This window comes from Streptomyces sp. NPDC029292 (assembly GCF_055569295.1).
The window spans coordinates 96,315-108,198 of sequence record NZ_JBVHXR010000028.1 but is presented as its reverse complement, the minus strand read 5'-3'; the positions used below and the strand labels follow the sequence as shown (position 1 = coordinate 108,198).

Below are 11,884 nucleotides of genomic sequence, written 5' to 3'. Positions count from 1 at the left end.
CCCGGTTACATTCCGAACCCGGAAGCTAAGCCTCACAGCGCCGATGGTACTGCAGGGGGGACCCTGTGGGAGAGTAGGACGCCGCCGAACTAATTGTAGAGAAAACCCCCGTACCGGGAAATCGGTACGGGGGTTTTCTGCGTTTAGGATCATTTCGGGGGCCTCTTGAAACAAGAGGCCCCCTTTTTTATGCCTGCTTAGAGCCGCCCCGCGGCCTTGAGCGCCAGATACGCATCCGCGAGCGCGGGAGCCAGGTCATCCGGAGTCGCGTCAACGACGGTGACACCGTGGCGCTGCAGTTGTTCGGCCGTGCGATGGCGCTCCGCCTGGGCCTGGGCCGCGGCTGCTGCCTCGTACACCGCTTCGGTGTTTCCCCGAGCCGTCGCCATGCGGGCGATATACGGGTCAGCCACTGACGCGACGAGGACTGTGTGACGTTGGGTGAGGCGAGAGAGTACGGGAAGGAGGCCCTCTTCGATGGGGGCCGCGTCGAGGCTCGTCAGCAGCACGATCAGGGAGCGGCGAGGGGCCGTACGCAGTGCTGTGGCGGTGAGGCCGCGGGCATCCGTCTCGACGAGTTCCGGTTCCAGGGTCGCCATCGCGTTGACCAGGGACGGGAGGACCTCGCCTGCCGCGCGACCCTGCACGAGGGCACGTACTCGGCGGTCGTACGCGAGAAGGTCTACGCGGTCGCCGGCTCGGGAGGCGAGGGCCCCGAGGAGCAGGGCCGCGTCCATGGAGGCGTCGAGGCGAGGGGCGTCACCCACACGGCCCGCCGAGGTGCGGCCGGTGTCGAGGACCAGAAGGATGTGGCGGTCGCGTTCGGGGCGCCAGGTACGGACGGCGACTGTGGTCTGGCGGGCTGTTGCGCGCCAGTCGATGGAGCGGGTGTCGTCGCCGGGGACGTACTCGCGGAGGCTGTCGAATTCCGTACCCTCGCCGCGGGTCAGCACGCTGGTGCGGCCGTCGAGTTCGCGGAGCCGGGCCAGTTTGGAGGGCAGGTGCTTGCGGCTGGTGAAGGGCGGCAGGACTCGTACCGTCCAGGGGACTTTGTGGCTGCCCTGGCGGGAGAAGAGGCCCAGGGGGCCGAACGAGCGGATCGTGACGCGGTCCGCGTGGCGGTCGCCGCGGCGGGTGGGGCGCAGGCGGGTCGTCAGGCGTCGGCGTTCGCCGGCGGGGACCGTCAGGCGGTGGCGCGAGGCGGCTACCTCGGTGCCGGGTTCCCAGCTGCTCGGGGGCCAGGCGTCGCGGAGGCGGGCGCGCAGGGGGCGGCCGGACGCGTTGGTGACTGTAAGGGTGACGTCGGCGGTTTCGCCGAGGCGTACGGAAGTGTCGCCGGAGCGGGTCAGGCCGAGGCGGCGTACGGGTGCTGCCAGGGCGGCGTCGCAGGCGCAGGCCAGGGCCAGGGGGGCGTTCACGGCAAGGATGCCCGTCCAGCTCGGCTCCCAGATGCCCACGGGGAGGGTGCCGAGGGCCGCCAGGAGGGCGGCGCGTCCGGTGAGTGCCATCAGCGGGGGACGGGGACGTGGGCGAGGATCGCGTTGATGACGGAGTCGGCCGTCACGCCTTCCATCTCGGCCTCGGGGCGGAGCTGGATGCGGTGGCGGAGTGTGGGGAGGGCCAGGGCCTTCACGTCGTCGGGGATGACGTAGTCGCGGCCGGTCAGCCACGCCCAGGCGCGGGCTGTGGCGAGGAGTGCCGTCGCGCCGCGCGGGGAGACGCCGAGGGTGAGGGACGGCGATTCGCGGGTGGCACGGCAGATGTCCACTACGTAGCCGGTGATTTCGGGGGAGACCGCAGTCTTGGCGACCGCGGCACGCGCGGCTTCGAGGTCGGCGGGGCCCGCTACGGGGCGCAGGCCGGCGGCCCGCAGGTCGTGTGGGTTGAAGCCCTCGGCGTGGCGCGTCAGGACGTTGATCTCGTCCTCGCGGGAGGGCAGAGGGATCGTCAGTTTGAGGAGGAAGCGGTCCAGTTGGGCTTCCGGCAGGGGGTACGTGCCCTCGTACTCGACCGGGTTCTGGGTCGCGGCGACCAGGAACGGCTCGGGGAGCAGACGGGGGGTGCCGTCGACCGTGACCTGGCGTTCCTCCATCGCTTCGAGGAGGGACGACTGGGTCTTGGGCGGGGTGCGGTTGATCTCGTCGGCGAGGAGGAGGTTGGTGAAGACCGGGCCGGGCTGGAAGGAGAACTCGGCGGTGCGGGCGTCGTAGACGAGGGAGCCGGTGACGTCGCTGGGCATCAGGTCGGGGGTGAACTGGACGCGCTTGGTGTCGAGTTCGAGTGCGGATGCGAGCGCACGGACGAGCAACGTTTTCGCTACTCCGGGGACTCCTTCAAGTAGAACGTGTCCGCGGCAGAGGAGGGCGACGACAAGGCCGGTCACGGCGGGGTCCTGGCCGACCACGGCTTTGGCGATCTCGGCGCGCAGGGCCTCCAGGGAGGAGCGGGCAGTGCCCGGATCCCCGGCGTACCCGGCGTTGTCAGTGGTCGGGTCCATCATGAACGGCGTACCTCTCTTTCGAGGGCGTCGAGTTGGTCGGCGAGGGAGACGAGGGCCGCGTCGTCGCGGGGCGGCGGGCCGAAGAGGAGGGAGTGCAGGGTCTGTCCGTCGCCTTGGAGTTGGGCGGACAGGGCGGGGAGCAGGGCCTCGGGCGCGTGTGCCTGGGCGAGGGGTACGCCGACGAGGGGGGCGACGCGGGTGCGCGTGGTGGAGCGCAGGGCGTTGGCCGCGCGGTCGCGGGCGTTGGCCTTGCGGTAGAGGCGGGCGCGGCCTTCGACGGTTTCGGAGGCGCGGATCGCGACGGGGAGGCGTTCGGGTACAAGGGGGCCGAGTCGGCGTGCCCGCCAGAGGGCGGCCAGGGCTGCCGCGATGAAGAGCTGCAGTGTGCCCCAGAGCCAGCCCGAGGGGAGCAGGTCGAAGAAGCTCTGGCTGCCCGCGTCGGTGGCCGAGGTGTCGGAGAGCGAGGGGAGGTACCAGACCAAGTGGGGGCGGGAACCGAGCAGTTGAAGGGCGAGCGAGGCGTTGCCCTGCTCGTCGAGGCGGTCGTTGTAGAGGATGTCGGGGGCGCCGAGCACGACGGTGTCGCCGTCCCCGGACGCTGCCGGGATGCGCAGCAGCGTGGGCAGGCCGTCGCTGGGGTAGCAGGTGTCGGCGTCGAGGTCGGTGGTGGTGTAGCGCATGCCACCCGTGTCGGCGGCGCCCGCTCGGCGGGCGGCGGGCAGGTCGCAGCCGGGGGAGAGTGTCGAGTCGAAGCTGATCGCGGGGTCCGCGGTGACTTCCGGGGCGAGGGTGCCGAGGGAAGGCGACTCGGGGGTGATCAGGATCGTACGGCCGTCGGAGTTCGCGGTCGCCGAGTGGAGGAGCGTCTGCTGACGGTTGCTCAGCAGGTCGGGGACGGCGATCAGGAGAGTGGTGTCGGGGCCGGCCGCGGTGCGGGCCTCGTCCAGGGTGGTGACCACGCGCGTGGAGACGCCCCGGTCGGCGAGGAGTTCGGCGACGGCGCGGCTTCCGTAGGGGTCGGCGGAGCGCGGGTCGAGTCGGCCGTGCTGGGCGCCGGAGCGGACCGCGGCGATCGCGATGGCGGCCGCCAGCAGGATCACGAGCGCGAGCACGACTCCGCGCGCGCGGGTCCACACGTGGCGGGCGGTGGGCGAGGCCGAGGTGGACATGAGGGTGGCCTCGATCATGAGGCGGCCCCCTGGCGGGCGCTGTGGGCTGTGCTCTGGGCGCTGTTCGCGAGTACGGGTTTGGTGCGTCCCAGGTCGCTGTCGAGTTCGGTGAGACGGTGGTACGTCCGTGAGCCGGCGGCCCGTCCGCCGTATGTGACGTCGTCGAAGTCCCGGGCCGCGGCGCGCAGTCGGTCCGTGTGGGCGGGCAGGGTGCGGCTTGCTTCGGCGGCTGCCTCGTCCGCCGTACGGCCGGGGCGTGGATCGAGCAGGGCGCGTTCTTCCAGGGAGCGGACGATGGCGCGCATGCATTCCTGGACGGCCTGGTTCCAGTGGCTCTGGGCGGCGTGTGCCTCGGCGGCCGCGCGGTGTTCGGCGGCGCTGCGGGGGCGGTCGTCGAAGAGGGCGGCGGACGACGTGGGGGTGCGGCGCGGGGTGCCCAGGCGCCACCACAGGGCGGCCACGACCGCCACGAGCGCGAGCACGATGACGACAAGGCCGAGCGTTCCTCCGGGAGTTGCGGCGGAGGCGGCGCTGAACAGCTTGTCGACCCAGTCCCAGAAGGCATTGAGGGCGCGCTGGACCAGGCTGGGGTCGTTCTCGTGGTACATCCGCTTGGACAGCTCGCGCTTGGCCGCCTCCCGTGCGGGGTCGCGCGGGATCGTGACCGGTGGTTCGTCGCCGGAGCGCGGCAGCGCGAGGACGGCCGTGGCGCCGGTACGAGGCAGTGCCAGTACCGCTGTGAGAACTCCCCCCGTCGGACTCACCGCATCAGCTCCCCGGAGTGGTGCCGGGGGTGTGGGAGCCGTAGTCCTGGAGCCCGGCGGCGCGGGCCAGGTCGAGGTCGAGGGCCTCGCGGCGGATGCGCTGGTCGATGTAGAGGAGCACGGTGACGCCCGCGGTGATCGGGAAGGTGAGCATGGATCCGATCACCGAGCCGACGCCGCTGACGATGAGGAACGTCCAGCCGAGGTTTCCACTACCGCTGTTGAGGAAGCCGGTGACGCCGTCGCCGCTGAGGGCCGCGGCGAGGAAGGCGAACGGGATCACGACGATCGACGCCACGATGTTGGCGATGATCGTGGCGAGCAGCTGGATGCCGAAGACCCGCCACCAGGAGCCGCGCACGAGCTTCGCGGAGCGGCTCATCGACTTCAGGATGCCCTGCTTCTCCAGCATCAGGGCGGGAGAGGCGAGCGAGAAGCGGATCATCAGCCAGAGCGCGACGACGCCCGTGCCGAGTCCGCCGAGGACGGCGAGCGTGATGCCCGCGTCGCCCGCACCGGCCACCGCTACGAGCACGCCGGGCAGCGTGCCGACGGCGACGACCCCGACGGCGATGAGCGGGAGCAGGAAGGTCAGGCCGAACAGCTTCGGCAGCTGAGGGCGGGCATCCCGCCAGGCCTCCGCCGTGGTCGCCGACTTACCGAGCACCGCGCGGCTGGTCACGGTCGTCAGCAGCGCCGTCGCGACGATGGTGCCGAGCAGGGTGATGAGCAGGACGACACCGGAGTTGAGCAATGTGTCGCCCAGGGCGCGGCTCAGCTCGCCGACGGTGGCGCTCGGGTCGTTGAGGGCGTCCGTGCCGGCGCTGTCGTCCAGGACGAAGCCCTGGAGCAGGATGACCGCGATCTCCGTGACGACCGCGACGGCAAGCGAGATGCCGAGGACGGTGCGCCAGTAGGTGCGCATCGTGGAGACCGCGCCGTCGAGGATCTCGCCGACGCCGAGCGGGCGGAGCGGGATGACGCCGGGCTTGGCCGCGGGCGGCGGGCCGCCCCAGTTGCCTCCCCAGCCGCCGGGACCCCCGGGGCCGCCGTAACCGCGACCGGGGCCTCCCCAGCCGCCCCCGCCGCCCCCCTGGCCTCCGGGGCCGCCGGGCTGTTGGCCGCCCCAGCCCGGGCCGGGCGGAGGTGGCGGCGGGGCCTGGCCGGGGTCCTGGGGACTGGGAGCGGACCACTGGCCGGGCGGGGGCTGCTCCTTGGACCACTTCGAGGGCGGCTCAGGCTGGTCCGTGCCGCCCTGGTCCGAGGGCTGCTCCGTGGGCTGCGCGGTGCCGGACGCGTCCGGTTCCTGCCCGTCGGAGGGGGCAGATCCGGGCGAGGCCCAGCCCGGAGTGTCTTTCATCGTCGCTCCTTCACGGTGCCCGTCCGCGGTCGCGGCGGCAGGTTGGCAGCCATCGTGCCACGGTGTGCCCGGCAAGGGACCGGCCACCGTATGGGCTGCGCACCTTCAATTGTCCGCCGGGTACGGGGCAGACTGGGCGGATGGCTGATCAGTACGCGAAATCCCGTGAGGACAAAGGACCGAGGGAGATACCGACGATCCGCTGGGACGAGCCACCTGAAGGCCCGGTACTGGTCCTTCTCGACCAGAGGAGGCTGCCGGTCGAGGAGGTCGAGTTGGTGTGCACCGACGCACCCGCGCTGGTGGAGGCGATCCGGACGCTCGCGGTGCGGGGGGCGCCGGTGCTCGGCATCGCCGGGGCGTACGGCGTCGCGCTCGCCGCCGCGCGCGGCTTCGACGTGGACGAGGCCGCCCGTGCGCTGGCCGGTGCCCGGCCCACCGCGGTGAACCTCGCTGTGGGCGTGCGCAGGGCGCAGGCGGCGTATCGTGCCGCGCTCCTGGGCGGTGGCGATCAGGAGCGGGCCACCGCGGCGGCGCTCGCCGCGGCGCGGGCGCTGCACCGGGAGGACGCCGAGGCCAGCGCGCGGATGGCCGAGCACGGTCTGGCGCTGCTCGACGAGCTGCTGCCGGGTGGCGGGCACCGGGTGCTGACGCACTGCAACACCGGGGCGCTGGTGTCCGGAGGGGAGGGCACGGCGTTCGCGGTGGCCCTCGCGGCACATCGGGCGGGGCAGCTGCGAAGGCTGTGGGTGGACGAAACGCGGCCGTTGCTGCAAGGTGCTCGCCTGACGGCTTACGAGGCGGCGCGCAACGGAATGGCGTACACCTTGCTCACGGACAACGCGGCGGGGTCACTGTTCGCGGCGGGGGAGGTGGACGCGGTGCTGATCGGGGCCGACCGGATCGCGGCCGACGGTTCGGTGGCGAACAAGGTGGGGAGCTATCCGCTCGCGGTGCTGGCTCGGTACCACCATGTGCCGTTCATCGTGGTGGCGCCGGTGACCACAGTGGATCTGGACACCCCGGACGGAGCGTCCATCGAGGTCGAGCAGCGCGCCGGTCATGAGGTGACCGAGGTCACAGCACCCCAGGTGCCGGTGGCGGGAGTGGAAGCGGGAGGCGGGATACCGGTGGCACCCCTGGGGACCCAGGCGTACAACCCGGCGTTCGATGTGACGCCTCCCGAGTTGGTGACGGCGATCGTGACCGAAGAGGGCGCTGTGTCGCCCGTGACGGCTGAGGCACTCGCCGAGCTGTGTGACAGGTCACGCCAGGTAACGATTTAGTTAATGGGATGATGTCGTTTATGAAGGGACGAGTCCTTGTCGTCGATGACGACACCGCACTGGCCGAGATGCTCGGCATTGTGTTGCGTGGTGAAGGTTTTGAGCCGTCTTTCGTAGCCGACGGCGACAAGGCGCTGGCCGCTTTCCGTGAGACCAAGCCCGATCTGGTGCTCCTGGACCTGATGCTTCCCGGCCGGGACGGTATCGAGGTGTGCCGTCTGATCAGGGCGGAGTCCGGGGTGCCGATCGTGATGCTCACGGCGAAGAGCGACACCGTCGATGTCGTGGTCGGCCTCGAGTCGGGTGCCGACGACTACATCGTGAAGCCGTTCAAGCCAAAGGAGCTGGTGGCGCGGATCAGGGCGCGGCTGCGCCGTTCGGAGGAGCCGGCGCCCGAGCAGCTGGCCATCGGTGACCTCGTCATCGATGTCGCCGGTCACTCTGTGAAGCGGGACGGGCAGTCGATCGCGCTGACGCCGCTGGAGTTCGATCTGCTGGTGGCGCTGGCCCGCAAGCCGTGGCAGGTGTTCACACGTGAGGTGCTCCTCGAGCAGGTGTGGGGCTACCGGCACGCGGCGGACACCCGTCTGGTCAACGTCCATGTCCAGCGGCTGCGCTCCAAGGTCGAGAAGGACCCGGAGCGGCCGGAGATCGTGGTGACCGTCCGTGGCGTCGGTTACAAGGCCGGACCGAGCTGACATGTCCCGGGACAGTGCCGCTTCGGCGCCCGGTGAGCCGGGGGTCCGTTCGGGGCGGCCTGTCGGCCGGAAAGTGACGGGCTCCCGCTGGGGACACTTCATCGAGGGCGGGCTGCTGCAGGGCGGAGTCCAGGGCAGCCCGGTCCTTCGGCTGGTCATGCGCTGGGTGCGTCGTCCGCTGCTGCCCGTGATGCGGCTGTGGCGGCGCAACATCCAGCTCAAGATCGTCGTCACGACGCTGCTGATGTCGCTGGGCGTGGTGCTGCTGCTCGGCTTCGTCGTGATCGGGCAGGTGCGCAACGGTCTGCTGGACGCCAAGGTGAAGGCGTCGCAGAGCCAGGCCGTGGGCGGGTTCGCGGTGGCGGGGCAGCAGGCCGACAGCGCGGCGAGCGCGAGCGGCGGGGACGACAACGCCGGCTCGGACGGCAATCCCGTACAGAACGTCAGCGGGTGGATGAGCGACCTCGTGGAGTCGCTCTCCAGTGGTGGCCAGGGCGCCTTCGACGTCGTGACGCTCAGCACCACCGCCGCGGAGAACGAGAACAGGGGGCTGGGACCGCGCGCCTCCGGTCGCGTCAACCCGACCCTCAGCGTGCCGGAGGACCTGCGCAAGCGCGTGGACGCCGGTACGGGTGTGACCCAGAGCTACACGCGCATCATCTACACCGACCAGAGCCGGGAGACCCAGCCCGCGCTGATCATCGGCAAGCAGGTCAACGACCCCAACGGGGACCCGTACCAGCTCTACTACCTTTTCCCGCTGACGCAGGAGGAGAAGTCGCTGAGCCTGGTCAAGGGGACGCTGGCCACGGCCGGACTGTTCGTCGTGGTGCTCCTCGGGGCCATCGCCTGGCTCGTGGTGCGCCAGGTCGTCACGCCGGTGCGGATGGCGGCGGGGATCGCCGAGCGACTGTCCGCGGGACGCCTCCAGGAACGTATGAAGGTCACCGGCGAGGACGACATCGCGCGGCTCGGCGAGGCCTTCAACAAGATGGCGCAGAACCTGCAGCTGAAGATCCAGCAGTTGGAGGACCTGTCGCGGATGCAGCGGCGGTTCGTGTCCGATGTGTCGCACGAGCTGCGGACGCCGCTGACGACCGTGCGGATGGCGGCCGACGTCATCCATGACGCGCGGGTGGACTTCGACCCGGTGACCGCGCGGTCCGCGGAGCTGCTGGCGGACCAGCTGGACCGGTTCGAGTCGCTGCTGGCGGACCTGCTGGAGATCAGCAGGTTCGACGCGGGCGCGGCGGCGCTGGAGGCCGAGGCGATAGACCTCAGAGAGGTCGTACGACGGGTCGTCAGCGGGGCCGCGCCGCTCGCCGAGCGCAAGGGCACGCACATACGCGTCGTCGGCGACCAGCAGCCGGTGGTCGCCGAGGCGGATGCCCGGCGCGTGGAGCGGGTGCTGCGCAATCTCGTCGTCAACGCCGTGGAGCACGGCGAGGGCAAGGACGTGGTGGTCAAGCTCGCCGCGGCGGGCGGCGCGGTCGCGGTCGCGGTGCGCGACTACGGCGTCGGGCTCAAGCCCGGCGAGGCGACCCGGGTGTTCAGCCGCTTCTGGCGTGCCGACCCGGCACGCGCGCGTACCACCGGTGGAACGGGGCTCGGACTGTCCATCGCCCTGGAGGACGCGCGGTTGCACGGCGGCTGGCTGCAGGCGTGGGGCGAGCCGGGTGGCGGTTCGCAGTTCCGGCTGACGTTGCCGCGGACGGCGGACGAGCCGCTGCGGGGATCGCCGATACCGCTGGAACCCAAGGACTCGCGGCGTAATCGTGGACTTCATGACGCCGGTCTGCCCCTCGGCGGCAGCGGCAAGCTCGCCACGGTGCCGGTGCAGCAGCCCGGGGGCGGGAGCGCGCCGCCGCCGATGCCGCCGCGGGCGCCCATCGGGCCGCGGCTGGCCGGGGCGTCGCCGACGGCCGACCCGACGGCGCTGCCGGGCAACGGCGCGCGTGTGGTGCCGCGGCCCACCGGGGCCGTGCGACGGACGGACGACGCACCTGCCGCGGGCGGGGAGAGGACCGTGCAGGAGCGCGGGCCGGGTGGCAGCGAGCCGGAGGAGCTCGGACAAGGGGAGGCATTTCGTGGGCGCTGACCGCGAGGGACGCGGCGGTCGTAGACGTTCGGTGCGTGCGGGGGTATACGTCGGCTGTGTCGCGCTGTTGCTGGCGGGGTGCGCCTCGATGCCGGACAGCGGGGATCTGAGCGGCGTCGAGTCGACGCCGCGGCAGGACTCGCAGGTCCGGGTCTTCGCGAAGCCGCCGGGGCAGGACGCTTCGCCCTCGGAGATCGTGCAGGGCTTCCTCGAGGCGCTGACCAGTGACGACCCGCAGTACGAGACGGCGCGCGAGTATCTGACAGCGAACGCCTCGAAGGCGTGGGATCCGTACCGTTCCACGACCGTTCTCGCGGAAGGGCCGTTCCCGGAGTCCGTGAACTCGGGGACCAACCAGGGCACCGACGGCGACTTCCTGTACCGGCTCAGCGGCAGCAAGGTCGCAGGCGTGGACGCGCAGCACGCGTACGCGCCGGACTCCGGTGCGTATGACAAGACGGTGCATCTCACGCGGCAGAAGAAGACCAATCAGTGGCGCATCAACGGGCTGCCGCAGGGTGTGGTGATGGGCAGGTCCGACTTCCAGCGCAACTACAAGTCGGTCAATAAGTACTACTTCGCTTCGAACGTGTCCTCCGGGACGAGCGGACAGCTGGGGACCGTCGCCGATCCGGTCTATGTGCGCAAGCAGGTGGACCCGATGACGCAGATCGTCCGCGCACTCCTGAAGGGGCCCACGCGCTGGCTGGACCCCGTGGTCAGGTCGAGTTTCCCCTCCGGTACGGAGCTGAAGCAGGGCGTCAAGTCGCTGTCGCCCGACGACCGGAACAGGGTCACCGTGCCGCTGAACCACAAGGCCGACCGGGTCGGACAGACCCAGTGCACCAGGATGGCGGCCCAACTCCTCTTCACGTTCCAGGACCTGACGCCCACCGGGGTCGGCGAGGTGGAGTTGCAGAAGTCGGACGGTTCGCAGCTGTGTGTGCTCACCGAGAACCGGGCGGAGAGCGTGGCCTCGCACGGTACGGGGCAGGGTCCCGAGTACCAGTACTTCATCGACGGCAAGCAGCGGCTCGTGCGGATGCTCAGCCGTAACACCGACAAGGAGCCCGAGCCGGTGCCCGGTGCGCTGGGCGAGGGCGACAAGAAGCTGCGGTCGGTCGCGGTGTCGCGGGACGAGGACAGCGCGGCCGGTGTGTCGACCGACGGGAGCTCGCTGTACGTCGGGTCGCTGGTGTCGGGCAGTTCGCTCGGGGAGGCGGTGCTGCGCAGCCACGGCAAGACGGCGGACGACCGGCTGACGACGCCCAGTTGGGACGGGAGGGGCGACCTGTGGGTGGCCGACCGCGATCCGAAGAACCCCCGGCTGCTTCTGCTGGAGAAGGGCGCGGGTGATCCGCTGGTGGTCGAGACGCCTGCGCTGGACGGGCGCGTCGAGGCGGTACGGGTGGCCGCCGACGGGGTGCGGATCGCACTGATCGTCGAGAAGGACGGCAAGAGCTCGTTGCAGATCGGGCGCATTCAGCGCGGCACCACGTCCGGTGATCGGCCCGACGCCTCGATCCTCGAACTGCGCTCGGTGGCACCGCAGCTGGAGGAGGTCACGGCCATGTCGTGGGCCGGGGACAGCCGGCTCGTGGTGGTCGGGAGCGAGAAGGGCGGCGTGCAGCAGATGCGGTACGTCCAGGTCGACGGCTCCACTCCGGTGGGTACGGCGCCTTCCGCGCTTCCGGGCGTCAAGGAGATCGCCGCGTCCGAGGACGAGCGGCTGCCGCTCGTGGCTTACTCGCAGGAGGACGGGATCGTGCGGCTGTCGTCCGGGCAGCAGTGGCAGAAGGTGGTCAAGGACGGGACGGCGCCGATTTATCCCGGGTAGTCGCTGGGCGTGCTGGTTTCCGGGGAGGACCGCTCTTCCCGGGTAGGCCTGCTCGTTCGCGGGGAAGGCCGCTGGGTTTCCGGCGAGGGCTGCCCGAGGGTGACGGCTGTGGGATGTCCGGCTGTGCGAGTTGTCCACAGGTAGTTATCCACAGGGGTGGCCGGGCGGCCCG

The 11,884-nt window shown here is 71.1% G+C and carries 9 protein-coding genes and 1 rRNA gene; 5 read left to right on the top strand and 5 right to left on the bottom strand.

Annotated features, from left to right (window positions below):
• A 5S ribosomal RNA gene (rrf, locus tag ACZ4WS_RS41815) occupies positions 1 to 90 on the top strand; the annotation flags it as partial.
• A gap of 107 nt (positions 91 to 197) precedes the next feature.
• Here the strand turns inward: rrf and ACZ4WS_RS41810 are convergent.
• The 5 genes from ACZ4WS_RS41810 to ACZ4WS_RS41790 are packed head-to-tail and all read right to left on the bottom strand — an operon-like array spanning position 198 to position 5,793.
• Positions 198 to 1,508 carry a DUF58 domain-containing protein gene (locus ACZ4WS_RS41810; protein ID WP_467988512.1) on the bottom strand — a complete coding sequence of 437 codons (1,311 nt, stop codon included), beginning with the start codon at positions 1,506 to 1,508 and terminating at the stop codon, positions 198 to 200.
• Positions 1,508 to 2,497, bottom strand: a complete 990-nt coding sequence (locus tag ACZ4WS_RS41805; protein WP_467988520.1) for an AAA family ATPase — start codon at positions 2,495 to 2,497, stop codon at positions 1,508 to 1,510. Before ACZ4WS_RS41805 ends, ACZ4WS_RS41810 begins: the two co-directional genes overlap by 1 nt.
• A complete protein-coding gene (locus ACZ4WS_RS41800) occupies positions 2,497 to 3,687 on the bottom strand; it encodes a DUF4350 domain-containing protein (protein ID WP_467988510.1) in 1,191 nt (396 codons plus the stop codon). Before ACZ4WS_RS41800 ends, ACZ4WS_RS41805 begins: the two co-directional genes overlap by 1 nt.
• Entirely contained in the window at positions 3,684 to 4,433 is a 750-nt protein-coding gene (locus ACZ4WS_RS41795; protein ID WP_467988509.1) for a DUF4129 domain-containing protein, read from the bottom strand. Before ACZ4WS_RS41795 ends, ACZ4WS_RS41800 begins: the two co-directional genes overlap by 4 nt.
• Positions 4,434 to 4,437: 4 nt before the next feature.
• The gene (locus tag ACZ4WS_RS41790) at positions 4,438 to 5,793 is read right to left on the bottom strand and encodes a DUF7847 domain-containing protein (protein ID WP_467988507.1); all 1,356 of its coding nucleotides are present in this window, start codon (positions 5,791 to 5,793) and stop codon (positions 4,438 to 4,440) included.
• Positions 5,794 to 5,933: 140 nt separating this feature from the next.
• On the opposite strand from ACZ4WS_RS41790, the gene mtnA reads away from it, so the two are divergent.
• Genes mtnA through ACZ4WS_RS41770 form a run of 4 tightly spaced genes read left to right on the top strand, consistent with a single transcriptional unit; the run spans position 5,934 to position 11,712 of the window.
• Complete coding sequence (gene mtnA, locus ACZ4WS_RS41785; RefSeq protein ID WP_467988505.1) at positions 5,934 to 7,079, top strand: S-methyl-5-thioribose-1-phosphate isomerase; 1,146 nt, start codon at positions 5,934 to 5,936, stop codon at positions 7,077 to 7,079.
• A gap of 8 nt (positions 7,080 to 7,087) precedes the next feature.
• Positions 7,088 to 7,777, top strand: a complete 690-nt coding sequence (mtrA, locus tag ACZ4WS_RS41780) for a two-component system response regulator MtrA (RefSeq protein ID WP_015659998.1) — start codon at positions 7,088 to 7,090, stop codon at positions 7,775 to 7,777.
• Between the two features lies 1 nt (position 7,778).
• Positions 7,779 to 9,875, top strand: coding sequence for an MtrAB system histidine kinase MtrB (gene mtrB, locus ACZ4WS_RS41775; protein WP_467988504.1), 2,097 nt, complete (start codon positions 7,779 to 7,781; stop codon positions 9,873 to 9,875).
• On the top strand, positions 9,865 to 11,712 hold the full coding sequence (locus ACZ4WS_RS41770) for an LpqB family beta-propeller domain-containing protein (RefSeq protein WP_467988502.1): 1,848 nt from the start codon (positions 9,865 to 9,867) through the stop codon (positions 11,710 to 11,712). The genes mtrB and ACZ4WS_RS41770 overlap by 11 nt, the downstream gene beginning before the upstream one ends.
• The last annotated feature ends 172 nt before the right edge of the window (positions 11,713 to 11,884 follow it).

Coding starts and splice junctions, on each gene's coding strand:
- ACZ4WS_RS41810 (WP_467988512.1), bottom strand. CDS start 1,508: ATGGCACTCACCGGACGCGCCGCCCTCCTGGCGGCCCTCGGCACCCTC.
- ACZ4WS_RS41805 (WP_467988520.1), bottom strand. CDS start 2,497: ATGGACCCGACCACTGACAACGCCGGGTACGCCGGGGATCCGGGCACT.
- ACZ4WS_RS41800 (WP_467988510.1), bottom strand. CDS start 3,687: ATGATCGAGGCCACCCTCATGTCCACCTCGGCCTCGCCCACCGCCCGC.
- ACZ4WS_RS41790 (WP_467988507.1), bottom strand. CDS start 5,793: ATGAAAGACACTCCGGGCTGGGCCTCGCCCGGATCTGCCCCCTCCGAC.
- mtnA (WP_467988505.1), top strand. CDS start 5,934: ATGGCTGATCAGTACGCGAAATCCCGTGAGGACAAAGGACCGAGGGAG.
- mtrA (WP_015659998.1), top strand. CDS start 7,088: ATGATGTCGTTTATGAAGGGACGAGTCCTTGTCGTCGATGACGACACC.
- mtrB (WP_467988504.1), top strand. CDS start 7,779: ATGTCCCGGGACAGTGCCGCTTCGGCGCCCGGTGAGCCGGGGGTCCGT.